We start from the raw sequence: 24,254 nt of genomic DNA, 5'->3' as shown, positions 1-24,254 counted from the left end.
GTACAGGAATACCGCTATGCTGACCTCGTGGTCCGCATTCCCCTGAGTCCCGAGCAGGTCGAGGCCGGTCGTCGCCTCGGCGCCGTCCTGCGCGCCGCACGAGCGGGACGAGACCCCGAGATCGTCGCCCGTGACGCCCGGATCTCACCCGAGACGCTCCGCAAGATCGAGGTGGGTCGGATCGCGAGCCCCAGCTTCGGGACCGTGCTGCAGATCTGTGCGGCACTGGGACTGCCGGTCTCCGACGCGGTGGACGCATGGCAGGGCGACAGGGAGCATCGCGTCGCGCTCTAGTGCTTCGTTGCTCGGCGCCGAGGACCGCGCTCGTGTGAGGATCGCTCCATGACTCCGCCGGACGATCGCGTCGCCACCCCTGTCGCGCTGCGCGTTCTCCGAGTCGTCGCCGCGCTGCTCGGGCTGGCCGCCCTGATCTGGATCCCCGTCCGGTCCGCGGACGTCCCCGGATTCTCGCTAGCCAACTTCTTCAGCTACTTCACCGTGCTGAGCAACGTGCTGGCCGTCGTGGTCTTCGTGATCGGCGGGGTCGTCGATCCCCGCTCCGAGACCTTCGACAGGCTTCGCGGGGCGGCCACGACCTACATGGTGATCACCGGGATCGTGTACGCGGTGTTGCTGTCGAACGTCGACGTGCAGATCCAGGACGCGTGGACCAACTCGGTGCTGCACCGCATCGTGCCCGTCCTCATCGTTCTCGACTGGATCCTGGCGCCACCACGTCGTCGCAGCGCGGAGAGCGGGCCGGTGCTGTGGTTGGTCTTTCCCGTGGTCTACGGGGTCTACAGCCTGATCCGCGGGCCCATCGTCGAGTGGTACCCGTATCCGTTCCTGGACCCGCGGGAGCGGGGGTACGGCCCCCTCGCGATCGGGCTCGCCGTCCTGGTCGTGGCGTTCCTGCTCATCGCCCTGGCGGTCGACAGAGTGGGCGAACTAGCGGCGTCCCGCCGGTCGCGGAAGCACGCCACGAGTGGCCTAGGCTGACCTCTCGTGACCACTCCCCAGCACACGTCCTCCGCGTTCTGGCACGGCTTCGCCGACATGCACACCGTCGAGTCCGGCGGCCGATTCGTCGTCGCCCGAGGTGAGGGCGCGCGCATCTGGGACACGGCCGGCACCGAGTATCTCGACGGCACCGCGGGTCTGTGGTTCACGAACGTGGGTCACGGCCGCACCGCCATCGCGGACGCCGTGGCGCGGCAGCTGTCCACGCTCGCGCACTACTCGACGTTCGGCGACGTCGTTCCCGACGTGACGCTGGAACTCGCCGACCGCCTCGCAGCGATCGCGCCCGTCGCGGGCAGCAAGATCTTCTTCACCTCGGGCGGCTCCGACTCGATCGACACCGCTGCCAAGCTGGCCCGGCGTTACTGGCACCAGATGGGCAAGCCCGGCAAGACCGTCGTCGTCGGCCGCCAGAAGGCGTACCACGGCATGCACGTCGCCGGCACCGCACTGTCCGGACTCCCGCTGAACCGGGAGAACTACGGCGAGCTGATGACGGACGCGCGGACGGTCGCGTGGGACGAGGGCAAGGCGCTGCTCGAACTGATCGAGAAGGAGGGCGCGGACACCATCGCCGCGTTCTTCGCCGAGCCGATCATCGGTGCCGGCGGGGTCTACCTGCCGCCCGAGGGCTACCTGCACGAGGTGCGTCAGATCTGCCGCGACCACGACATCCTGTTCGTGGCCGACGAGGTGGTGACCGGATTCGGTCGTATCGGCGGAGCGTGGTTCGCGTCGTCGAAGCTGGGCCTCGAGCCCGACATGATGTGCACCGCGAAGGGTCTGACGTCGGGCTACGTGCCGATGGGTGCGGTCTTCGTCGCCCCGCGCGTCGCCGAGCCGTTCTACGAGGGCGGCGCCTGGTGGCGCCACGGCTACACGTACGGCGGGCACGCCGGCGCCGCTGCCGCGGCCATGGCCAACCTCGACATCATCGAGAAGGAGGACCTGCTGACGCACGCGTCGCGCCTCGAAGCCACGCTGCACCGGCATCTCTCACCCCTGGCCTCGCACGACCTGGTCAGCGAGGTCCGCAGTGGGATGGGTGTCGTCGCCGCGGTGCAGTTCGCCGATCCGTCCTACGCGATGCCGTTCGTCAAGACTCTGCGCCGCGAAGGTGTCTCCGCGCGAGCGGCCGGCAACGGCGCGATCCAGTTCTCGCCGGCGTTCGTCATGACCGACGAGCAGGTCGAACAGATGGCGTCCGCCACCGCGCGGGCGCTGGACGCCACGGTGAGCTGAGCGTCGTGGCAGTGCCCGATCACTGGATCCCGCACGCCCGCGAGGACGGCGAGGTGATCGGGTGGATCGACATGCAGACGGCGACACCGGATCTGATCCCCATCGATCGACTGGGCCGACCACTGTCGGCGGTGTCGGAGTGGCCCGATGCGGAAGAAGCGGTGGAGCGCCGCGGCCTCCGGTTCCTCATGAACAGGTTCCTGTTCGAGGGGCGCACAGTGCGCATCCGATCTCTGGACGACCACCGCATCGTCCTGACGACCGCCGCGTCCGATGCTGTGGGGGACGTGGGCGAGGAATACGTGCTCGACTTCCCCGCGGGGCCGGAGTTGGTGGAGTCGCCGTAGTTGCCGCGGACGTCATCGGGAGTGGTGGATGCTGCAGCATCAGCGGGAACCGATTCGATCCGCGGGACGGCTGCTCACGGGGTTGTCTGCAACTGGCTCAGGCGACTCGCCATACGTTCGGCATCGACCGGAAGATGCCGGCTCCGGAGGAATTGTCCGAGTGGAACCTCCGCGAGAAAATCGGTGCGTATCGACGCGTCGTAGAGCACGTCGACGAGGCTGCCGAACCGATGGGCGGCGTCTCGTCCGAGGCGGTCGGGTCCCGGTACCTCGCTGATGACCCACCGAGGAAATCGGTCCGCGAGCTCGAGGAAGTCGGACGGTGCGGTGGGTCGCGCGCACAGAGCGTCGAACGTGAACCACACCAGGTCCGGACGCACAGCTCGAGCGACGACCGTACGTACCCCGATCGAGAGTGAGGCCGCGTCTCCGTCACCTGGTTCTCGCCGATCGGAGAATCGGTCCCCCGTCATCCACCGTCCCGCGGCGAACCCGCTGCGCGGTGTGTCGAGGTCCAGGGTGCGATAGTCGATCGGGCCGTCGACGTGCACGATCGCCAGTTTCTGCTCGATGCGGTGGATGGTGGGCTCGAACATGCTGTGGAACAGAGGGTTCGGAAGCAGCCGTCGCGGAGGGTAGTTCGACGTCAGGATCACTCTGACGGGCCGCCGGAACAACGCGTCGAGCAGTCGGTCGACGAAGATGCCGTCCGCCGGGTCATGGACGTGGAACTCGTCGAAGCACACCAGTTCCGCATCACCGAGCATGTGATCGAGCGCGGCGTCGAGGTCGTGAGCGCGCAGGTTCAGCTCGGCGTGCAGGTCGGTGAAGAAGCGGTGACAGTGTGTCCTCGTCGTCCGGCTGGTGCGTGCCTCCGCGAGGAAGGTGTCCATCAGCCAGCTCTTGCCCCGACCGGGCGGACCCCAGAGGTAGATCCCCTGGCCGGCCATGGTTTCGAGACGGGTTGCGGCCTCGAGCTGAGACGTGTCGAGAACAAGCCCTTGCGTCGCCGCTGCTGCGGCCAGCGTTCCCTCGGGTACGAGAGGCCCGCGCACGCGTCGTCGCCACATCGTTCGACGGTACGAAACCCGGGCCGCGCGCGGTACGTGTCCTCTGCCACGCGGTCACCGCCGTGTCATGACAGCCATCCGGGCATCGAACCTCGGCATCGGCGGCTACTCAACCCCTCTGTGCGCTTTCTGCCACACGATCGTCACGATGTCCACCGATCCGCAGAATGTGTCGCAATCATGTGGCGTCAGGCGCGCCCCGACTGCAGCCACGAAAATGGGGTCGCGCGCTCGCTGGTCGACCACCTACCGTGCAAGGGCCGACCGAGAGGGGTTCGACCATGCGAGAACTGACCTACTACGTCGCCACGAGTCTCGACGGATTCATCGCGGCTCCCGACGGCACCTGGAGCGCGTTCCTCGACGAGGGCGACCATATGGACGTGCTGGTCGACGAGTTCGCGGACACACTTCCCGGACACGTGCAGGATGCGCTCGGGATCCATTCGGACGCAACGATGTTCGACACGGTGATCATGGGGTGGACGACATACTCCGCGGCCCTGGACGTGGGGATCGTCAGCCCCTACCCGCACCTGCGGCAGTTCGTGGCTTCTCGGCACCGGCAGACGGTGTCGCCGGACGTGACGGTCACCGCGGACCCCGTCGCCACCGTCCGCGAGCTCCGTGAGGAAGACGGCGCCGGAATCTGGCTGGCGGGTGGGGGAGCGCTGGCGGGTGACCTCGTCGACCGGATCGACCGACTCGTCCTGAAGATCAACCCGGTTGTTCTCGGAGACGGTGTGCGCTTGTTCGCCGGTGCTCGGTACGCCGATCGATCGTTCGAGCGCACCCGACTGCGGGCGTTCGACTCCGGTGTCGTCATCGCCGAGTACACCCGTCGAGCGGGGGTCGGATCATGAGCGGCCGGGTGTGGCTGATCACCGGTGCGAGTCGAGGGCTCGGTCGCGCGCTGGTGGACCGTGTACTCGATGTGGGGGACACCGTGATCGCGACCGTGAGGGGCGAGGCGGACCTTCCCGCTCACGAGCGACTCGTCGTCGATTACCTGGACGTGCGCGATCGCGGCGCGGCGCGGGCGGTCGTCTCTTCCGTCGTGGAGAAGTTCGGCCGCCTCGACGTACTGGTCGACAACGCGGGTCACGGGGCGGTGGGTGCCATCGAGGAGACGACGGAGCAGGAGGCCCGCGACATCGTCGACACGAACTTCTTCGGTGCGCTCTGGCTCAGTCAGGCGGCCGTCGAGGTCATGCGGCCTCGGCGGTCCGGCCACATCGTGCAGATATCGACCGTCGGAGCCGTCGGCACGATGCCCACCCTGGGCCTGTACGCCGCGTCGAAGTGGGCGCTCGAAGCCTTCAGTGAGGCGATGGCAGCAGAGGTGACGGACTTCGGGATTCGCGTGAGCATCGCGGAGCTCGGCGCGGTCGACACCCAGTGGGGCACGGGAAGCATGCGATTCAGCGCTCCGTCTCCCGACTACGACGATCTGCGGACCGCGGTGTTCGGCACCCCCGACGTGCCGTGGCCGAGGGAGGGGACGGGCGGTGGGACGGCGCCCGCGGATGCTGCGGCGGCGATCGTCGACCATGTCCGCAGCCCGGGCGACGACAGGCTGCGACTGCTGGTGGGCGATGACGCGCCCGGACAGGTTGCCGAGGCGCTCGCGCGCCGACTGCGGGACTACCGGCGCGACGAGCGGTTTCCCGCGACTGCGCTCGCGCGCTCGATCACCACTCCGAGCAGTTAGGAGGTGACGATCGAACGCTAGCGCTTCGTGGACGTGGCCACGGCCAGCCGCTGGTGCAACCGCTCGCGCACCTCGTCCGGTTCGTACTGACGACGCTGACGCTCGTTGCGGGCGACGAGGACGCCGGACGCTGCCACGCCGACGGCGCCGGCGAGACCTGCGACCTTCAGCAGACCGCGCACGGAGATCTTTCGGGATCGTGCAGCCATTCATGAAGGCTAGCGCCACGAACTAGGCTCGGCGTCGATGAGCGTCGAAGGAGTGTCCTCAGTCAACCTCGCCACCGCCGTGGAGACCACGCGGACAGGCGATCTCTGGATCTTCCGCGGCCGGTCGGCGGCGGATCGTGCGATCCAGACGCTGACGAACAGCCCGGTGAATCACGTGGGCATGGCCGTGGTCCTCGACGACCTGCCGCCCTTGATGTGGCATGCCGAGTTGGGCCAGTCACTGCCCGACATGTGGACCGGGCGCCATCAGCGCGGCGTGCAGCTGCACGACCTACGCGACGCCGTCACTCACTGGGGCGAGCGCTATGACCAGAAATGCTGGTTCCGGCAACTGCAGTCGCCGATCACGCGTGAACAAGAAGACGAGCTGATGCGGACCATCGCGCGACTCGACGGCACCGCATTCCCGACCACCGCGAAGCTGGCGGGTAGATGGTTCGCGGGGCGGCTCCCAGCGGTCTCGGCCAAGGACGACCGTCGACTCGAGACCGCCTACTGCGCGGAGGTGGTGGCCCTGACGTACGAGGCGATGGGTCTGCTCGATCCACGAGAGTCACCGACGCCGCTGAAGCCCTTCGACAAGGTGGGCCTGAGGCCACCGCGGCGCCGCGCGAACTGGTACGACCCCGGCCGGTTCTGGAGCGGCGATCACCTTCCCTTGGCGGAGGGCGTCGAGCTGGGGCGTGAGATCGCGGTCGTGCTGGACTAGAGAGTCCGCGACTCGTCCGCCACCACGCGCCCGCCGAGCTCCACCCACCCGTCGTCGGACAACGTGGTCGACAGCACCGACCCGCGGCCCTGGACGATGCTCAGATCTCGACCCAGGAGCTCAGTGACGCGGACGGCGGCCGAGCCCGTGGCTTCGTCCTCGGGGACGCCCATGTCGGGGGCGAACATGCGTGACCTGATCGCCCCGCGCTCCTCGTCCACCCATGCCCAGACGTAGTGATGGCCCGTGGTGAACTCGGCGGGGTCCACGGCCAGAACGTCGTCGGCGCCCCGGACCTGACGGAACTCGAAGTGTGGTGCCCATTCGGGCCGTGCACGGACGTAGGTGGTGTCGCCGGCGACTCGGACGGCAACCTCGCCCGCGGGGACGAGCAACGTCTCCACCGGAGTTCCGCGGCCGGCCAGCCATGCTGCTGTGCCCACGGTGGGGTGCCCGGCGAACGGCAACTCGACGGCGGGCGTGTGGATGCGGAGGACGGCGGAGTCGACAGGGCTCTCGGGAACATCGACGAACACCGTCTCGCTGTACTGCAGGTCGTGCGCCACGGACTGGCGATCCGACGGGGCAACGGACGCAGCGTCGACGATGCCGAGGGGGTTGCCCCATCGACCCTGGTCGTCGGTGAACACCCGCACGACATGGACGTCGAATGACATGGTCTTCCTCTCAGCCTGCGGTGACGGTGATGTCGTCGAACACGATCTCGGCGAGGGCGTCGGACTCCTCGACGTCCACCGTCGCGTCCAGCGACCAGCCGTGGTCGCCGTCCGGATCGTCGAGAACCTGACGCGCAGTGGTCTCCTCGCGGGTCTGGACGAACGAGAACAGGTGCGGTCCGCGGGCGGCGGGCGTCATGCCGATCTCGCCGTACTCCTCGAAGTAGGGCTCGAGCTCGTCCTGCCAGTCGACCTCGTCGCCCAGCTCCTCGAGGAGGTCCCAGCGACGACGGGACGCCAGCTCGACGCGTCGGAACAGGGCGTTGCGCACCATGATTCGGAACGCTCGGGGGTTCGCAGAGATGGGTTTCGGTGTGTCGGCTCCGTACGCGACGACGGGTGTGCCGTCCTCCTCGAACGTCGGATCGGTGAGGTTCTCCCACTCGTCGAGAAGGCTGGAGTCGACCTGGCGCACGGTCTCGCCGAGCCATTCGGTGATGTCCTGGACGTCCTCGGTCCGCGCCTCCGGTGGAACCGTCTGTCGCAAAGCGCGATACGCGTCGGCGAGGTACCGCAGCACGGAGCCCTCCGAGCGGGAGAGACCGTAGTGTGAGATCAGCTCCGTGAACGTCATCGACTTCTCGATCATGTCGCGCACCACGGACTTGGGGGAGAGGCCGAACTCGGACAGCCAGGGGTGCCCACCGCGGTAGATCTCGAAGGCGGGGCCCAGAAGATCGGCCAGCGGCTTGGGCCACGTGACCTCCTCGAGCAGCTCCATACGCTCCTCGTACTCGAGACCGTCCGCCTTCATCTGCGCCACCGCCTCGCCGCGCGCCGCGTGTTGTTGGGCCATCAGGATCTGGCGGGGGTCGTCCAGGGTGGCCTCGATGACGGACACCACGTCGAGCGCGTAGGACGGCGACTCCTGGTCGAGCAGCTCGAACGACGCGAGGGCGAACGGCGACAGCGGCTGATTGAGAGCGAAATCGCGCTGCAGGTCGACGGTGAGCCGTGCGGTGCGACCGTCCTCGTCGGGCTCGGGAAGCTGCTCGACGATGCCCGCATCGCGAAGACCCCGGTACAACCGCACCGCCTGGAGAATGTGCCGCCGTTGGTTCGCTCGGGTCTCGTGGTTGTCCTCGAGCAGATGCCGCATCGCGTCGAAACAACTGCCCGGGCGGGCGATGACGTTGAGCAACATCGAGTTGTTGACGGTGAATTTCGACGTCAGCGGCTCGGGGCTCGCCGCCACGAGCCTCTCGAAACTGGGCTTGCCCCACGAGACGAACCCGTCCGGTGCTTTCTTGCGCTGGATCCGCTTGAGCTTCTTGGGATCGTCTCCGGCCTTGGCCACCAACCGGGCGTTCTCCACCTCGTGCTCGGGTGCCTGCACCATGACGGTACCCAGGGTGTCGTACCCTGCTCTGCCTGCGCGACCGGCGATCTGATGGAACTCGCGGGCGCGCAACTGGCGCGTGCGAACACCGTCGTACTTCGTCAGTCCGGTGAGCAGCACGGTGCGGATGGGCACGTTGATTCCGACGCCGAGAGTGTCCGTTCCGCAGATCACGGCGAGCAGACCCTCCTGCGCCAGCTTCTCGACGAGCCGCCGGTAGCGCGGCAGCATGCCCGCGTGGTGCACGCCGATGCCGTGACGGACTAAGCGGGACAACGTCTTACCGAATCCGGTGGTGAACCGGAACCCACCGATGGCCTCGGCGATGGCCGCACGGGTCTCCTTGGAGGCGACGGTGATCGAGGTGAGCGCCTGAGCCCGTTCGAGTGCGGAGGCCTGCGTGAAGTGCACGACGTAGACGGGTGCGAGGTGCGTGGAGACGAGTTCCTCGATGGTCTCGACGACGGGTGTGAGTCGGTAGGAGAACATCAGCGGCACAGGGCGTTCGGAGCCCTCGACGACGGTGGTGACCCGTCCGGTCCGGCGGGTCAGGTCGTCGCGGAAGAAGGAGACGTCGCCGAGAGTGGCGGACATCAGCAGGAACTGGGCGTGGGGGAGTTCGATGAGCGGCACCTGCCACGCCCAGCCGCGATCGGGCTCGGAATAGTAGTGGAACTCGTCCATGATCACCTGGCCGATGGACGAGTCCGGCCCCTCCCGCAGTGCCATGTTGGCGACGATCTCCGCTGTCGCACAGATGATGGGTGCCGACGCATTGACCGAGGCGTCGCCCGTGACCATGCCGACCTTGTCCGCACCGAAGATCTCGCACAGTGCGAAGAACTTCTCGCTGACGAGCGCCTTGATCGGCGCCGTGTAGAACGATCGGATGCCGGCCGCGTACGCGGCGAAGTGAGCGGCGATGGCCACCATCGACTTTCCCGACCCCGTGGGGGTGGCGAGCACGACGTTGTTGCCGGAGACCAACTCGATGACGGCCTCGTCCTGCAGCGGATACAGCTCGAGTCCACGGTCGGAGACCCAGGTGGTGAACGCGTCGTACAGATCGTCGGCCGACGCGGAGTCAGGAACCATCTCGGTCAGCAGCATCACTACAGGTTACGTAGCCGACCTCTCGTCCGACCCCATGGCACCCAGGACCGCCTGCCTCGTCGTCGCACTGCCGGTGATGGCGTCCTCGCCGACACCGGAGACGAGCATCTGCCGCCATCGCTGTTCGTCGAACTTCAGCGGCATCGTCGTCCCGAGGAAGTTCTCCAGGACCTCGAGGAAGCGCATCGGATCGTCGCGGTACGGGAAGTGGCCGGCGCCGGCGAAGACGTCGAGGCGGGAGCCGGGCATCGCGGCGTGCGCGAGCGTCGCGTGGGCGATGGGGATGACCGTGTCCTGATCACCCCAGATGAGTTGCACGGGCAGGTTCTCGGTCAGGTAACACCGGTCGAGCATGGTGACCACCTGCCCGCGCCAGTCGACGACGGCCCGCAGCGTGCGCAGGTAGGCGTCGTAGGCGGTGGAGTCGAGGAGGTTGCCGAGAACGCGGACCAGATCGGGTGTGTCGTGCAGGACGGCCCCGGGGTGCAGAGGAGTGCCGTCCAACTGGTCGATCGCAGCGCCCGCCATGCGCAGCATGCGCATGGCGCCGGGCAGGCGCAGCAACTTGAACGCCTCGTTGACGATGGGCGTGGACATGAGTCGCAGCGCCGGGTGGACGTCTTTGGTGACACCGCCCGCCGAGACGAGGACGAGGCGCTCGACCATGTCCGGATACTGGTAGGCGAACTGCATGGCCACACCGCCGCCGAGCGAGTGGCCCACCACGGACACCGCGTCGATGTTGAGGGTGACGAGCAGATCGCGGATGCCGTTCGCGTATGCGGCCACCGAGTAGTCGGCACGAGGCTTGTCGCTCAGTCCGTGGCCGAGCAGGTCCGGCGCGATGACGGTGTACTTCGACGCGAGATGGGGGAGCACGTCGAGCCAGGTCTCGGAGCTGTCACCGATGCCGTGGATCAGCAGCAGTACCGGTCCGTCTCCCGCCATCCGGAAGGCACGTCGATAACCGTGCACCGTGCGGAAGTGCAGCCGCGGTTCCGCGTCGGGAACCGGACGCAGGGCACGGCGGCGTGTGTCGGACATCCCCGCCCCTCTCGATCGGCGGCACCGTGTGTGTCGCCGACCGAGCGTAAACCGGGATCGTCACCGTTCACACAGCCGTCGGGTTACGGCTGGGTAAGAACTCGTGACGTCAGGAGCGGTCTGTTCCGTCCTCGGGACCCTCGGGCGACGGCTCGTCCTCGACGAACTCGGTCTGCTCCGCGAGGAACTTCTCGAACTCGGCACCCAGTTCGTCGCCGCTGGGCAGTTCCTCGTCCGCGGCGAGGAGCGTCGACTGCTGCTCCTGCGCCGTGACGAAGGTGTCGTACTGACGCTCGAGTGCCTGGACCACGGACTGGACCTCCGGGTTGCCCTCGACGTGCTGGTCGACCTGCTCGCGCACCCGTGCCGCAGATTCCGTCAGTGCGTTCAACGGAATGGTCAGCTTCGACGATTCGGCTACCAGTTCGAGCAGCGTCTCCGCCGCGCTCGGGTACGCCGTCTGTGCCAGGTAGTGCGGCACGTGCACCGAGAAGCCCATCGATTCGTGGCCGTGCTGAGCCATGCGGTACTCGAGCAGGGACGAGGCGCTGGCCGGCACCTGCAGCTCACCCGACCACTTGTGGTGCTCGCCCACCAGGTCGGTGTCGCTGGAGTGGGCGGTGACGCCCAGCGGCCGGGTGTGCGGCACCGCCATGGGAATGGAGTTGAGGCCGATGGTGCGGCGTACTCCGAGCTGCTCCGACAGCAGACGCACCGCGGTGGTGAACTTCTCCCACTTCAGGTCGGGTTCGAGACCTGCCAGCAGCAGGAACGGGGTGCCCACGGCGTCCTGCACCGCGTAGAGATTGAGGTGCGGCTCGTCGTAGTCGGAGAAGTGGTCGGCGGAGAACGTCATCATGGGGCGACGTGAGCGGTAGTCGAGCAACTCGTCGACGTCGAAGGACGCCACCAGTTCGGTCTCCAGGGTCTCACGCAGATGCGTGGTGGCCAGCTTGACCGCGTGACCTGCGTCGGAGAAACCCTCGAGGCCGTGGACCAGCACCGGACCCACGCCGTCCTCGGACGACACTCGGGGCGCTGGAAACTCCAGCTCGTACATTCTCGACTTCTCGTCCATGCCGGTGTCCTTCCTCGTCGCCGTGCGTGTCCTGCCGGGGCACCACTGTGCGGTTACCCCATTTTCCCACAGCGACCCTGCGCGACCGGGCTTCACCCGTTTCTCCTCCCAACGACGGCGGGGACCCCGACATTCCCCGCCGTCGCCGGTCAGCGCGTGAAAGCCTCCAGAGCCCGGATCTTGTTGGCGACGTCCAGCGCCGCGACCTTGTACGCCTCGGACATGGTCGGATAGTTGAAGACGGCGTCGACCAGATAGTCGACCGTGCCCCCGCACCCCATGACCGCCTGGCCGATGTGCACGAGGTCGGTCGCGCCGGAACCGAAGATGTGCACGCCGAGAACCCGACGGTCGACGGTGGACACGATCAGTTTCAGCATCCCGTGGGAGTCTCCCGCGATCTGTCCGCGCGCGAGTTCGCGGTAGCGGGACACGCCCACCTCGTAGGGAACGGAGTTCTTCGTCAGTTCCACCTCGGTCGCGCCGACATAGGACACCTCCGGGATGGAGTAGATGCCGATGGGCTGAAGGTCGGTGAGCTTGTTCCCCGGCTCGCCGAAGGCGTGATACGCGGCCAGTCGGCCCTGATCCATCGACGTCGCGGCCAACGCGGGGAATCCGATGACATCACCGACCGCGTAGATCGTGTCCACCTTGGTCTGAAAGTCGTCGTCGACGTCGATCCGTCCTCGGGCGTCCGCCTCGAGTCCGGCCTTCTCCAGATCCAGCCCGTCGGTCATGCCCTGACGTCCGGCCGAGTACATCACCGTCTCGGCCGGGATCTTCTTCCCGCTCGCCAGCGTGGTGACCGTTCCCGACGGACCCACGTCGACGGCCGTGACCGCCTCGCCGAAGCGGAACGTGACCGCGAGGTCGCGCAGGTGGAACTGCAGCGACTCGACGATCTCACGGTCACAGAAGTCGAGCATGGTGTCGCGCTTCTCGACCACGGTCACCTTGCATCCGAGCGCCGCGAACATGGAGGCGTACTCGATCCCGATGACGCCGGCTCCGACCACCACCATCGACGACGGGATGAACTGCAGATCCAGAATGCCGTCGGAGTCCAGCACGCGGTAGTTGTCGAACTCGACGTCGTCGGGACGGGCGGGCGCCGTCCCGGTGGCGATCACGACGTTCCGCGCGCCGACCGTGATGCGCTCGCCGCGGCTGCGGTCGTCCACCGCGATGGTGTGCGCGTCGAGGAACCGGCCCTCGCCGGTGATCATCTCTATCCGGTTGCGCAGTAATTGCGATCGGACGACCTCGACCTCCTTGCCGATCACGTGGGACGTCCGGGCCAGCAGATCCGACGGCGTGATGTTCGCCTTGACGCGATAGCTCGCTCCGTAGAGCTCGCGTTGATTGAGGCCTGTCAGATAGAGAACCGCCTCGCGCAGCGTCTTCGACGGGATGGTGCCCGTGTTGACGCACACGCCGCCGAGCATGCTGCCCTTCTCGATGATGGCGACGCGCTTGCCCAGTTTCGCCGCCGCGATCGCGGCCTTCTGCCCTCCCGGTCCGGAACCGATGACTACCAGGTCGTATTCGAGTTGGTCCGACATGCCCCAACAAGTAGTCCCGTCAGGAGAATCCGGTGTGCCGTGCGTGTCACGACTGGGTGAACACCTCTCCGATGCAGCAGTTCGCACCTGTGCATCGTTAGGGTGACGGTCAGGTTCGCAGCACCCGGCAGTACCGACAGATGGAGGCAAGAAATGCCACAGCAGGTCCGCGGCGTCGTCGCTCGGAGCAAGGGTGCTCCGGTGTCCCTCGAGACGATCGTCATTCCCGATCCGGGCTCCAACGACGTGGTCGTGCGGGTGCAGGCCTGCGGCGTCTGCCACACCGACCTGCACTACCGCGAGGGTGGCATCAACGACGAGTTCCCGTTCCTGCTCGGCCACGAGGCGGCCGGCATCGTGGAGACGGTCGGCGACGCGGTCACCCACGTCGAGGTCGGCGACTTCGTGGTGCTCAACTGGCGCGCGGTGTGCGGTCAGTGTCGTGCCTGCAAGCGCGGTGAGCCCTGGTACTGCTTCGACACGCACAACGCCTCGCAGAAGATGACACTCGAGGACGGCACGGAACTCTCGCCCGCACTGGGCATCGGCGCCTTCGCCGACAAGACCCTCGTGCACGAGGGCCAGTGCACCAAGGTCGATCCCTCCGCCGACCCCGCCGTCGTCGGACTGCTCGGCTGCGGCGTCATGGCAGGCCTCGGTGCGGCGATGAACACCGGCAACGTCGGTCGCGGCGACTCGGTCGCGGTGATCGGCTGCGGTGGTGTCGGCGACGCCGCCATCGCCGGTGCCCGGCTGGCAGGAGCGGGCACGATCATCGCGGTGGACCGCGACAAGGGCAAGCTCGAGTGGGCGACGGGCCTGGGTGCCACGCACACCGTCGACGCCTCCGACGTGGACGCTGTCGAGGCCATCCAGGAGTTGACGGGCGGCTTCGGTGCCGACGTGGTCATCGACGCCGTCGGACGTCCCGAGACGTGGAAGCAGGCCTTCTACGCCCGCGACCTGGCCGGCACCGTCGTCCTGGTCGGTGTCCCGACGCCGGACATGACGCTCGAGATGCCGTTGATCGACTTCTTCAGTCGCGGCGGTTCACTCAAGTCCTCCTGGTACGGCGACTGCCTTCCCGAGCGCGACTTCCCGATGCTGGTCGACCTGTACCAGCAGGGTCGTCTGCCGCTGGAGAAGTTCGTGACCGAGCGCATCGCGCTGGACGACGTCGAGGCGGCGTTCGACACCATGGCCAAGGGTCAGGTCCTGCGCTCGGTGGTGGTTCTGTGACCACGCCTTCCGGCTCCCGGGTCGGGGGCTTCCGTGTCGAGAAGGTCGTCACCTCGGGCACGTTCGAGCTCGACGGCGGATCCTGGGACGTCGACAACAACATCTGGATCGTCGGCGACGACTCCGAGGTGGTGATCGTCGACGCGGCGCACGACGCGGCCCCGATCATCGACGCGGTCGGTGGCCGGAAGGTCGTCGCCGTGGTGTGCACCCACGGACACAACGACCACGTGACGGTCGCGCCCGAGCTCGCGGAGCGGCTCGACGCACCGATCCTGCTGAACCCGGCAGACGACGTGCTCTGGGAACAGACGCACCCGGGACTGGCTCACCGTGATCTGGCGGACGGGGACCGGATCTCGGTCGCCGGCACCGAGATCGAGGTCCTGCACACGCCGGGTCACTCACCGGGATCGAGTTGCCTGTATCTCCCCGAGGCCGGTCAGCTCTTCAGCGGCGACACGTTGTTCTCCGGCGGGCCCGGTGCCACCGGGCGGTCCTACTCGGACTTCCCGACGATCATCGGCAGCATCCGGGAACGACTGTTCGCCCTGTCACCGGAGACGGTGGTCAACACCGGACACGGGGACGGGACGTCCATCGGCGACGAATCGCCCCATCTCGAGGAATGGATCGCACGCGGATCCTGAGCCGAGTGCCGGGTAACGAACCGGACACCCCTCGGTGTGGCCCGCGGGCGGGCGGGCGCCGGTGTGGCAGCGTCGAGGCCACGCACGGTCACCGGACGCCCGGGGACCTCACCGACAGGGGAGACATGCAGACGCGAGCGACGAGTACCGGTGCCACCAGCAGAGTGTCCGCGGTGCGTGCCGGTGCGCTCGTCGCCCTCGCCGCCGCCGTGCTGGCGGGATGCGGTGGCTCCACGGTGAGCGGGACGCCGGAGGCCGGCGGTCCGCCGCCCTCCGCCGCGCCGTCCAGTGCACCCGGATCGTCGTCGTCGACCACCACCACACCGTCGAGCTCTACGTCCAGCACCTCGGCGAGTCCCGACGCGGCGGGATCGCTGTCGGCCCTGCTCCTCGATCCCAGCACCTTCACGGCGCCGTACCAGGCCGTGGTGTTGCCCCCGCAGGCCGTGGCGCAGGCGGCTCAGGACCTCGACGGCATCGCGGCCGACGCGTCCGTCGAACCGACGGGATGCAAGCCCGAGGCACGATCGTCCGATCCCGACTCGACGGCACTGCTCGTCGCGACCGATCCCGACGACCGGGCCACCATCTCCATCGAGTTGTCGCGGGTGGACACGACGCTGGAGGATCGGAAGGCACTCTGGGAGCAGTGCTCCGAGGTCGAGGCCACCTCAGCCGGTGTGACGAGCCTGGTGACCACCGACATCGTCCCGCCCCCGCCCATCGGTGCCGACGACACCCTCGCGCTACGTCGTACCGTCACCTCCGGTGGCCAGGCGGGCGAGGTCACGCAGTCCATGCTGTCGCTGCTCGCCCAGGTCGACGACGTCCGCGTCACGGCGACGTACATGTCCTTCGGGGAACTGACGCCCGACTCCGCCACGCTCGACCGCACGTTCACCGCCGCGGTGCAGAAGGTCAAGGCCGGGGGATAGCCCATGTCATGGGCAGTGCCCGAGCTGTTCCGGGTCCTCGACCTCACGGGTGTCTTCGCCAACGCCCTTCTCGGCGGCGCCGTCGCTCGGGCCTTCCGCTTCGACCTGGTCGGCTTCTCGGTTCTCGCCATCGTGTCGGGGCTCGGCGGCGGCATCATCCGCGACACGCTGCTCCAGGCCGGGCCGCCCGTCGCACTCACCGACTACCGCTATCTGACGGTGGCGCTGATCGGTGCCGTCGTCGCGTTCGCCGTGCGCTTCGAAGGGCGTGGGTGGGACCGCGTCTTCCCCTACGTCGACGCGCTGGCACTCGGTTGTTGGGCCGCGGCGGGAGCGCAGAAGACCCTGGGCGTCGGGCTCGGGTGGCTCCCGGCCATCGGGCTCGGCGCCGTCACCGCGGTGGGCGGCGGTGCGATCCGCGACGTCGCGGTGGGGCGCATCCCCACCATCTTCGGTGGCAACACGCTCTACGCGTCGTGCGCCCTGATCGCGAGCGCCACCCTCGTGGTGGTGCAGGCTGCAGGGCAACCGACGATAGCTCTGATCGCCGCGACCGTGGTCGGCGCGGCCCTGTGTCTCCTCGCGCGCCGTCGCGGCTGGATGTTGCCGGAGGAAGTGGTGTGGCGCCGTCCGCGGCGCCGACGAGGCCGGTGAGTCAGGGGCTGTCGACGAGGACGGTCATGGGCCCGTCGTTCACCGACTGCACCGCCATGTGTGCGCCGAACACACCTGTCGCGACCGTGATGCCGCGCGCACGGAGCGACGCCACCACCGCATCGACCAGCGGTTCTGCGATGTCGCCCGACGCCGCACCGTTCCACGACGGCCGACGGCCCTTGCGCGTGTCCCCGTACAGCGTGAACTGGGACACGACGAGGACCTCGGCTGCGTCGGGATCGTCCGAGACGGATCGTTCGTCCGGCAGGATGCGGAGATCCGCGATCTTGCGGGCGACGTATTCGACGTCCGCGCCGCCGTCCGACGGTGACACCCCGACGAGGGCCAGGAGTCCGGCGCCGATACGTCCGACCTCCACGCCGTCGACTCGAACGGTCGCTTCGCTCACTCGCTGAATCACTGCGCGCACGGTTGCCTCTCGTCGTCTCCTGACGAGTGTGGCAGCCGCGCAAGCGTCCATCCCCGGGCGCGGGCCGATCCACAGGCCGTTTCATCGGCCCAGGTCGACCCCGGAGGACCTGTCGGCCGCACGCGGACAGTCCTCCTCATGACTCGACGCCCGTACCCCGTTCCCCGCCATCGATCCCCGTCGTCCACGACGGCGGACCACCCCGTCGTGACGTCGGTGGGCGACCTCATCGCCGCCGTTCCGGCTCTGCTCGGCTTCGTGCCGGCGCGGTCCATCGTGCTCATCTGCCTCAGCACCGGCAGCCCCACCGTCGTGGAGATGTGCATGCGGCAGGACCTCTCCGACCGGCTCGACTCACCCGAGCTCGCCGACGTGATCGAGCGGTGCGGCGAGGTCTGCACGAGAGAGGGTCTGGACGCGGTCGTCGCGGTGCTGATCACCGGGTCGAAGTTCACGATGCCGTACGAGGTGGTGGCCGATGCGCTGCGGGACACACTCGACCCGCGCGGGATCGACCTGTTCGGTGTGCACCACGTGTCCCACCTGGCGGTCGGTCAGCGGTGGCGCAGCCTGGGTGGTGATCCGCGGTGCGGCACGCTGCCCGATCCCGGCTCGTCGCAGGTCGCGGCGTCCCGAGTGATGGCGGGACGGCAGATCCGCACGTCCCGGTCGGAGATCGCGCTGCTGCTGCAACCCGTTCCGGAGTCGGAGTGCGAACGGTTCCGCAACAGCCGACTGCGGGTCGAGCTGGAGGACGGGCCGGTCGGCCACTCGGACCTGCTGGCGGACACGGTCGTCTTCCTCGAGGCACTGCACGCCTCCGACGAGCTCGACCACCTGACGGCGGCACGCATCATGGTGGCGATCAGCACGATCGCGGTGCGGGACGCCGTTCTCGGCCTCGCGACGACCGCGCTGGGACCCACGGCCGAGGCGGTGTGGGTCGAGCTGACGCGGCGGGTCAGCGGACCGGACCGAGCGCACCCCGCGACGATGCTGGGGGCGTGGGCGTACCTGCGCGGAGACGGACCGCTCGCCGGGGTGGCGCTGCAGACGGCGTTGACCGCGGATCCGGAGTACCGCTTCGCGCAACTGCTGGACACGGCTCTGCAGAACGGTGTGCGACCCACCGTGGTGCGCGAGCTCGTGCTGTCCGCGCGGTCACTGGCGGAGGACCTGGGGGTCGAGTTGCCGCCGGACGCGGTGTGAGCCCGGGGTCAGCGACGGGCGGAATGCGCCCTGTCGCCGAGAGACTGCAGGAACGCCCAGGCGTCCGCGACGATCACGTCGAGATCGGTGAGCTCGGGCTTCCAGCCGAGCTCGGCCATGGCCTTCTCGCTCGACGCGACGAGCACTGCCGGATCGCCGGCTCGCCGGGGTGCGTCCGTGACGGCGATGTCGACGCCGGTGACGCGGCGGCACGCGTCGATGACCTCGCGCACCGAGAACCCTTCGCCACTACCCAGATTGAAGATCCGGTGACTCCCGGGGACGCTCTGGGACAGGGCGCGCAGGTGCGCGTCGGCCAGATCGCGGACGTGAATGTAGTCACGGACGGCCGTACCGTCCGGTGTCGGCCAATCGGTGCCGAACACCGAGATGGACTCACGGTGTCCGAGAGCGACCTGCAGGACGAGAGGAATGAGGTGGGTCTCGACGACACGGTTCTCGCCGAGGCCGGCGTGTGCTCCGGCCACGTTGAAGTACCGGAGGCTGGTCGCCCCGAACCCGTGCGCCGCGGTGTATCCCGTGATCGCATGGTCGATCGCGAGCTTGCTGGCTCCGTACGGGTTGGTGGGCCGAGTGGGGAAGTCCTCCGTGATGGGCGTGCGCTCGGGCTCCCCGTACGTCGCGGCGGTCGAGGAGAACACGAGCCGCGGAACCTGGTGCTCGACGATGGCATCGAGCAGTTCCAGCGCCGCACCGAGGTTGCCGCGCCAGTACTTCTCCGGCTTCTCCACCGACTCGCCGACCAACGACTGAGCCGCGAAGTGGAGGACCCCGTCGACCTTCTCGCGTCCGAGGACGGACGAGACGACCTCGGCGACGGGGCCCTCGACGAACTCCGCACCCGCGGGCACCCCGTCGGCGTTGCCGGTGGACAGATCGTCGACCACGACGACGTCGTGATCGTTCTCCATCAGGACGGCCGCGCACACGCTGCCGACGTAGCCGGCGCCGCCGGTCACCACGAACTTCACTCGAACTCCGATTCCTGTGTCTGGGAACTCCGCGAGAGACCCGAGCAGCTAGATGGTGCGGACCTGAACGGCGTGCGCCATCTCCTCGGACAGGTCGACGTCGTCGTGGCCCGGCACGGTGATGGTGACCGCGCCCGGCGTGACGGACACGGTGACGCGCGCGTCCGGGACGACTCCGGCCTCGCGCAGGCGCGCGATCGTGTCGGGGTCGGACTGCACGTACTCCGCGAGGCGGCGCACCACCACGGCGGTGGGCGTTCCGGGCGCGATGTCGCTGAGGCGCACCAGATCCTCCGGCTGCTCGGTCGGCCGGGACGAACCCAGCAGTGCCAGACCGGGAATCGGGTTCCCGTACGGCGAGGTGGTCGGGTTGTCCAGCACCTCGACGAGGCGACGTTCGACCTCCTCGCTCATGACGTGCTCCCAGCGGCAGGCCTCGGCGTGCACGTCCTCCCAGCGCAGGCCGATCACGTCCACGAGCAGCCGCTCGGCGAGCCGGTGCTTGCGCATCACGGCGACCGCGAGCTCGCGGCCCTTCTCCGTCAGCTGCAGATGCCGGTCGCCCGCGACCAGGAGCAGCCCGTCGCGCTCCATCCGAGCCACGGTCTGGCTCACGGTCGGTCCGCTCTGCTCGAGGCGCTCGGCGATGCGGGCGCGCAGGGGAACGACCCCTTCTTCTTCCAAGTCGTAGATGGTCCGGAGATACATCTCGGTGGTGTCCACCAGATCCTTCACAATCACACCCTTCGTCGTCGTGGATTCTACCGGTACGGACGGTTCACCGGTGGGTCCAGGTGCGGCGTGGTGAGCCGCGGTGCGTCCGCCCTGCCACGACCCGTCGAGCACGTGTGCGCGAGTCGATCACGAACGCCGAATCGGACACGTAGGTTGAGGGCCATGACTCTGCAGTCGTCCTCGTCCTCGACATCGCAGTCGCCTCCGGGGCAGCCCGCTCTGGTCTGGAGCGCGGACTACCTGAACTACCGGTGGAGCGACGACCACCCGATGAATCCCACCCGCCTCGCACTCACCATGGATCTGGCACGGGGGATCGGTCTGCTCGAGGGGACCGAACTGCTGCCGCCGGAGGTCGCGTCGGACAGTGAGCTGTTGCGGGTGCACACACCGGGGTACGTCGAGGCGGTCAAGCGCGCGCCGCGTGACCTGCCGCTGGGTTCGCGGGCGTCCGAGGTGCTGCACGGTCTCGGATCCGAGGACAATCCGGTGTTCCCCGACATGCACGAGGCCAGTGCGGTCATCGCGGGTGGCACCCTGACCGCCGCGCGGGCCATCGCCTCGGGACGCTCGCGCCGCGCGGTGAGCATCGGCGGGGGCATGCACCACGCCATGGCGGACTGGGCGTCGGGTTTCTGCGTCTACAACGACGCCGCCATCGCCATCTCGTGGCTGCTCGACAACGGGTACGACCGCATCGCCTACATCGACGTGGACGCTCATCACGGTGACGGTGTCCAGGCGGCGTTCCTCGCCGATCCCCGCGTCATGACGGTCTCGGTGCACCAGCACCCGGCCACGCTGTGGCCCAACACCGGATGGTCCACCGAGGTGGGTGCCGACGCCGCGGAGGGCACCTCCGTCAACGTGCCGGTCCTGCCCGGCACGGGAGACCGGTTGTGGCTGAGAGCGTTTCACGCGGTGGTGCCCGGAGCAGTGGCGGCGTTCAAGCCGCAGATCATCATCAGCCAGTGCGGCGTGGACAGTCATCGGGAGGATCCGCTCGCCGATCTGGGACTCACCGTGGACGGGCAGCGCGCCGCGTTCCGTGCGATGCGCGACCTCGCCGACCAGGTCTGTGAGGGTCGGTGGCTCGCGGTGGGGGGTGGCGGATACGGGTTGGTGCGGGTGGTGCCCCGTGCCTGGACCCATCTCATCGCCGCGGTGCTCGACCGCGATCTCGATCCGACGACGTCCATTCCGGACGAGTGGCACGAGAAGGTGCGGCTCGCCGCGCCGAGCATCGACCTGCCGTCCACGATGAGCGACGACGGCGACGTGGACTACCCGCCGTGGGACGGGCCAGGTGGTTCCCCGGAGTCGGGTGTCGAGCACGTCGATCGCGCCATCCAACGCATCGACACCGCCATCGTGGCCACCCGCCGCGCCGTCTACCCGCTGTGGGGACTCGACCCGGAGGATCCGCGTGACTGACGAGACACCCGCACCCGAGACACCGACAGCGCAGACGGCACCGGACGCGCCGACGCCGCCGGATCCCAAGGAGCTCGAGCGGCAGCGGGCCGAGAACTACCCGCGGCACTGGGCCGCCGACGTGCTCGCGTCCGACGGCCGCGTGGTGCATCTGCGGCCGATCGTGCCCGGTGACGCCGACGCCCTGGTCGAGTTCCACGGCAAGCTGTCCGAGCGGACGCGGTACCTGCGCTACTTCGGTCCGTACCCCACCATGCCCAAGCGCGACATCCTCAACTTCACGACGGTCGATCACACGTCGCGGGTGGCCCTCGTCGCGACGCTCGGCGACGAGATCATCGCCGTCGGCCGGTACGAGCGCCTGCCGCAGGGCGACGGCAACTCCGCCGAGGTGGCCTTCGTCGTCGCCGACGCGCACCAGGGTCGTGGGCTCGGTCCGATCCTGCTCGAGCATCTGGCGGGGGCGGCCGCGGAGAACGGGGTGCGCCGCTTCGTCGCCGAGGTCCTCGCGGAGAACCGCAACATGGTCACCGTGTTCCGGCAGGCCGGCTACCAGGTCAGTCGCAGCTTCGACGGCGGCGTGCTCAACCTGGACTTCGACATCGATCCCAGCGACGCGCTCGTCCAGGTGCGCAACTCCCGCGAGCGCGCGGCCGAGGCCCGCAGCGTTCGCAACGTGCTCGGCCCACGCTCCGTCGCCGTCATCGGTGCCTCGACGGACCCCGAGAAGGTGGGCAACGCGGTGCTGACCAACCTGCTGCGCGGGTCGTTCACCGGACCCGTCTATCCCGTGAACGCGGAACACACGTCGGTGCGCGGAGTGCGCGCGTACCCGACGGTGCGGGACATTCCCGACGAGGTGGATCTCGCGGTGGCCGCCGTGCCGGCCGACCAGATCGACGCGGTGCTCGACGACTGCCTCGCCAAGGGCGTGAAGGCGCTGGTGGTGGTCTCGTCCGGGTTCGGTGAGACGGGAGAGGACGGGCGCGCGAACGAGCGGCGCCTGGTGCACTCCGCTCGTGCACACGGCATGCGCCTGGTCGGCCCCAATGCTCTCGGCGTCGCGAACCTCGATCCCGCGGTGTCGCTCAACGCCACGCTCGCGACGGACCTCCCGGGTCGCGGACGCGTGGGCTTCTTCTGCCAGTCGGGTGCCCTGGGTATCGCCATCCTGGCGCAGGCGTCGAAACGGCTCCTGGGACTGTCGACGTTCGTCTCCGCCGGCAACCGCGCCGACCTGTCCGGCAACGACCTGCTGCAGTACTGGGACCAGGACGAGGCGACCGAGGTGGTCCTGCTCTACCTCGAGAGCTTCGGCAACGCCCGCAAGTTCTGGCGCATCGCGCGCCGGGTCGCGCGGTCCAAGCCGATCGTCGCGGTCAAGAGCGGACGCGGAGCCGTGCCGCCCGCGCTGGCGACCGGCACGGACATCGACGACACGATCGTGCGTGCCCTCTTCGAGCAGGCGGGGGTCATCCAGGTCGACTCGATCGCGGAACTGTTCGACTGCGCCATCCTTCTGGGTTATCAGCCGCTGCCGGCAGGTCCGCGGGTCGCGGTGGTGGGCAACTCGACGGCGCTCGGCGTCCTCGCCGTCGACGCCGCACGCGACAGCGGCATGACCGCACCGGACCCGGTCGACGTGGGCGCGCAGGCCACGCCCGAGGAGTTCGCGGCCGCGGTCACCACGGCGCTGCGGTCGGACGACGTGGACACCGTTCTCGCGGTCTTCGTGCCTCCGGTCGCCGTCCGTGTCGCCTCCTACGCAGAGGCACTCGGCGCGGCGGTCCGCGGCGCCGACAAGCCGGTGCTGACGACCTTCCTGGCCGCCGAGGGCATTCCGGACGTGCTGGCGGTCCGCGGCGACGACGGAACGCCGATCCGCGGATCGGTGCCGTCCTATCCCGACCCGGCGCGGGCGGTCTACGCGCTGCAGAAGGCGTGGCGGTACGCCTCGTGGCTGAATCGTCCGGCCGACAGCGTGGTGCGGCCCGGCGGCGTCGACGCCGACGCGGCGCGCGCACTGGTGGCCGGCTGGATGGCGGCCAGTCCTTCGGGGCGGTGGCTCTCGGACGTCGAGACCGAGCAGTTGCTGCGGTGCTACGGCGTGGAGATCGCCGCCTTCCGCACGGTGACGGACGAGGCCGAGGCGGTGGAGGCGGCCCGCGAGCTGGGAGGACCCGTCGCGGTGAAGGCCACCGGCGATCAGTGGCGACACCGCCCCGACCTGAGCGGTGTCCGCCTCGACGTCGTGGGGCCGGACGCCGTCGCCCGCGCGTACCGGGATCTGTTCGAGGCATCGGGCACCCCGGTGATGCAGGTGCAGCGGATGGCGACCAAGGGGATCGGGTGCCTGGTGCGGGTCCAGGACGATCCGTCGTTCGGCTCACTGGTGTCGTTCGGGTTGTCCGGCATCATGTCGGATCTGCTGGGAGACAGGGCATACCGCGTGCTCCCACTCACCGAGAGGGAAGCCGCGGAGCTCATCGACGCGCCGCGGGCCGCGCCGATGCTGTCGGGGTACCGCACCGCGTCCCCGGTGAACAAGGGCGCGCTGGTGGACGTCGTGCTCCGGGTCTCCACACTGGCGGACGATCTGTCCGAGGTGCGCGAGCTGGTGTGCGACCCGGTCCTCGCGTCACCGAGTGGCGCGGAGACCACCGACGCACGGATCCGCATCGGGCCCGAGCCCAGCCGTATCGATCTGGGCCCCCGTCGCCTGCGCTGAGCCCGTGAACGACGACAGGCCCCCGGCCAGAGCCGGGGGC

General features: G+C 68.7%; 24 protein-coding genes. 14 read left to right on the top strand and 10 right to left on the bottom strand.

Annotated elements, in window-relative coordinates; translation table 11 throughout:
* Nucleotides 1-27 precede the first annotated feature (27 nt).
* From HQ308_RS01900 to HQ308_RS01885, 4 genes are read left to right on the top strand one after another with little or no spacing between them, the layout of a single operon-like run.
* Nucleotides 28-294, top strand: a complete 267-nt coding sequence (locus tag HQ308_RS01900; protein WP_222645301.1) for a helix-turn-helix domain-containing protein — start codon at nucleotides 28-30, stop codon at nucleotides 292-294.
* Between the two features lie 48 nt (nucleotides 295-342).
* Nucleotides 343-999, top strand: a complete 657-nt coding sequence (locus HQ308_RS01895) for a Pr6Pr family membrane protein (protein WP_222637646.1) — start codon at nucleotides 343-345, stop codon at nucleotides 997-999.
* 57 nt (nucleotides 1,000-1,056) lie between these two features.
* On the top strand, nucleotides 1,057-2,262 hold the full coding sequence (locus HQ308_RS01890) for an aspartate aminotransferase family protein (protein WP_222637809.1): 1,206 nt from the start codon (nucleotides 1,057-1,059) through the stop codon (nucleotides 2,260-2,262).
* 5 nt (nucleotides 2,263-2,267) lie between these two features.
* Nucleotides 2,268-2,609, top strand: a complete 342-nt coding sequence (locus tag HQ308_RS01885; RefSeq protein ID WP_222645300.1) for a hypothetical protein — start codon at nucleotides 2,268-2,270, stop codon at nucleotides 2,607-2,609.
* A 74-nt stretch (nucleotides 2,610-2,683) separates the two neighbouring features.
* Here the strand turns inward: HQ308_RS01885 and zapE are convergent, their stop codons facing one another.
* Nucleotides 2,684-3,679: a cell division protein ZapE gene (gene zapE, locus HQ308_RS01880; RefSeq protein WP_222645299.1), complete on the bottom strand. Its 996-nt coding sequence runs from the start codon at nucleotides 3,677-3,679 to the stop codon at nucleotides 2,684-2,686.
* Between the two features lie 281 nt (nucleotides 3,680-3,960).
* Between zapE and HQ308_RS01875 the strand changes: the two genes are divergently transcribed.
* Complete coding sequence (locus tag HQ308_RS01875; protein ID WP_222645298.1) at nucleotides 3,961-4,542, top strand: dihydrofolate reductase family protein; 582 nt, start codon at nucleotides 3,961-3,963, stop codon at nucleotides 4,540-4,542.
* A complete protein-coding gene (locus HQ308_RS01870; protein WP_261775623.1) occupies nucleotides 4,539-5,390 on the top strand; it encodes an SDR family NAD(P)-dependent oxidoreductase in 852 nt (283 codons plus the stop codon). The genes HQ308_RS01875 and HQ308_RS01870 overlap by 4 nt, the downstream gene beginning before the upstream one ends.
* 17 nt (nucleotides 5,391-5,407) lie before the next feature.
* Here the strand turns inward: HQ308_RS01870 and HQ308_RS01865 are convergent, their stop codons facing one another.
* On the bottom strand, nucleotides 5,408-5,599 hold the full coding sequence (locus tag HQ308_RS01865) for a hypothetical protein (protein ID WP_037185345.1): 192 nt from the start codon (nucleotides 5,597-5,599) through the stop codon (nucleotides 5,408-5,410).
* A gap of 37 nt (nucleotides 5,600-5,636) precedes the next feature.
* On the opposite strand from HQ308_RS01865, the gene HQ308_RS01860 reads away from it, so the two are divergent.
* Nucleotides 5,637-6,329, top strand: coding sequence for a hypothetical protein (locus tag HQ308_RS01860; protein ID WP_222645297.1), 693 nt, complete (start codon nucleotides 5,637-5,639; stop codon nucleotides 6,327-6,329).
* On the opposite strand, the gene HQ308_RS01855 is transcribed toward HQ308_RS01860, so the two are convergent.
* From HQ308_RS01855 to sthA, 5 genes are all read right to left on the bottom strand, one after another.
* The gene (locus HQ308_RS01855; RefSeq protein ID WP_222645296.1) at nucleotides 6,326-7,006 is read right to left on the bottom strand and encodes a PhzF family phenazine biosynthesis protein; all 681 of its coding nucleotides are present in this window, start codon (nucleotides 7,004-7,006) and stop codon (nucleotides 6,326-6,328) included. The genes HQ308_RS01860 and HQ308_RS01855 overlap by 4 nt on opposite strands.
* 10 nt (nucleotides 7,007-7,016) lie before the next feature.
* Nucleotides 7,017-9,515, bottom strand: coding sequence for an RNA helicase (locus HQ308_RS01850; protein WP_222645295.1), 2,499 nt, complete (start codon nucleotides 9,513-9,515; stop codon nucleotides 7,017-7,019).
* A gap of 9 nt (nucleotides 9,516-9,524) precedes the next feature.
* Nucleotides 9,525-10,562 (bottom strand): alpha/beta fold hydrolase, encoded by a 1,038-nt coding sequence (locus HQ308_RS01845; protein ID WP_027505158.1) that lies wholly within the window; start codon nucleotides 10,560-10,562, stop codon nucleotides 9,525-9,527.
* Between the two features lie 109 nt (nucleotides 10,563-10,671).
* Complete coding sequence (locus HQ308_RS01840; RefSeq protein ID WP_056444855.1) at nucleotides 10,672-11,640, bottom strand: proteasome assembly chaperone family protein; 969 nt, start codon at nucleotides 11,638-11,640, stop codon at nucleotides 10,672-10,674.
* Nucleotides 11,641-11,789: 149 nt separating this feature from the next.
* A complete protein-coding gene (gene sthA, locus HQ308_RS01835; RefSeq protein WP_027505160.1) occupies nucleotides 11,790-13,205 on the bottom strand; it encodes a Si-specific NAD(P)(+) transhydrogenase in 1,416 nt (471 codons plus the stop codon).
* 153 nt (nucleotides 13,206-13,358) lie between these two features.
* Here sthA and HQ308_RS01830 point away from each other — a divergent pair, with 153 nt between their 5' ends.
* From HQ308_RS01830 to HQ308_RS01815, 4 genes are all read left to right on the top strand, one after another.
* Nucleotides 13,359-14,444, top strand: a complete 1,086-nt coding sequence (locus HQ308_RS01830) for an S-(hydroxymethyl)mycothiol dehydrogenase (protein WP_027505161.1) — start codon at nucleotides 13,359-13,361, stop codon at nucleotides 14,442-14,444.
* Nucleotides 14,441-15,094, top strand: a complete 654-nt coding sequence (locus HQ308_RS01825) for an MBL fold metallo-hydrolase (RefSeq protein ID WP_222645294.1) — start codon at nucleotides 14,441-14,443, stop codon at nucleotides 15,092-15,094. Before HQ308_RS01830 ends, HQ308_RS01825 begins: the two co-directional genes overlap by 4 nt.
* A gap of 125 nt (nucleotides 15,095-15,219) precedes the next feature.
* Entirely contained in the window at nucleotides 15,220-16,029 is an 810-nt protein-coding gene (locus tag HQ308_RS01820; RefSeq protein WP_261775622.1) for a sensor domain-containing protein, read from the top strand.
* Nucleotides 16,030-16,032: 3 nt separating this feature from the next.
* On the top strand, nucleotides 16,033-16,683 hold the full coding sequence (locus HQ308_RS01815) for a trimeric intracellular cation channel family protein (protein WP_027505164.1): 651 nt from the start codon (nucleotides 16,033-16,035) through the stop codon (nucleotides 16,681-16,683).
* A gap of 1 nt (nucleotide 16,684) precedes the next feature.
* On the opposite strand, the gene dtd is transcribed toward HQ308_RS01815, so the two are convergent.
* Entirely contained in the window at nucleotides 16,685-17,116 is a 432-nt protein-coding gene (gene dtd, locus HQ308_RS01810) for a D-aminoacyl-tRNA deacylase (RefSeq protein WP_222645293.1), read from the bottom strand.
* 138 nt (nucleotides 17,117-17,254) lie between these two features.
* Between dtd and HQ308_RS01805 the strand changes: the two genes are divergently transcribed.
* On the top strand, nucleotides 17,255-18,325 hold the full coding sequence (locus tag HQ308_RS01805) for a DUF4192 domain-containing protein (RefSeq protein WP_222630939.1): 1,071 nt from the start codon (nucleotides 17,255-17,257) through the stop codon (nucleotides 18,323-18,325).
* A gap of 8 nt (nucleotides 18,326-18,333) precedes the next feature.
* Here HQ308_RS01805 and galE read toward each other — a convergent pair whose 3' ends face one another.
* A complete protein-coding gene (gene galE, locus HQ308_RS01800) occupies nucleotides 18,334-19,317 on the bottom strand; it encodes a UDP-glucose 4-epimerase GalE (protein WP_222637636.1) in 984 nt (327 codons plus the stop codon).
* A gap of 48 nt (nucleotides 19,318-19,365) precedes the next feature.
* Nucleotides 19,366-20,052 carry a metal-dependent transcriptional regulator gene (locus HQ308_RS01795; RefSeq protein ID WP_027505168.1) on the bottom strand — a complete coding sequence of 229 codons (687 nt, stop codon included), beginning with the start codon at nucleotides 20,050-20,052 and terminating at the stop codon, nucleotides 19,366-19,368.
* A gap of 162 nt (nucleotides 20,053-20,214) precedes the next feature.
* Here HQ308_RS01795 and HQ308_RS01790 point away from each other — a divergent pair, with 162 nt between their 5' ends.
* Both HQ308_RS01790 and HQ308_RS01785 read left to right on the top strand, forming a co-directional pair.
* Entirely contained in the window at nucleotides 20,215-21,486 is a 1,272-nt protein-coding gene (locus HQ308_RS01790) for an acetoin utilization protein AcuC (RefSeq protein ID WP_222645292.1), read from the top strand.
* Nucleotides 21,479-24,214 carry a bifunctional GNAT family N-acetyltransferase/acetate--CoA ligase family protein gene (locus HQ308_RS01785; RefSeq protein ID WP_056444843.1) on the top strand — a complete coding sequence of 912 codons (2,736 nt, stop codon included), beginning with the start codon at nucleotides 21,479-21,481 and terminating at the stop codon, nucleotides 24,212-24,214. Before HQ308_RS01790 ends, HQ308_RS01785 begins: the two co-directional genes overlap by 8 nt.
* The last annotated feature ends 40 nt before the right edge of the window (nucleotides 24,215-24,254 follow it).

Source organism: Rhodococcus sp. BP-241 (assembly GCF_019836145.1).
GTDB lineage: Bacteria > Actinomycetota > Actinomycetes > Mycobacteriales > Mycobacteriaceae > Rhodococcoides.
The sequence above is the reverse complement of the archived record's forward strand: the minus strand, read 5'-3'. Positions and strand labels throughout refer to the sequence as shown.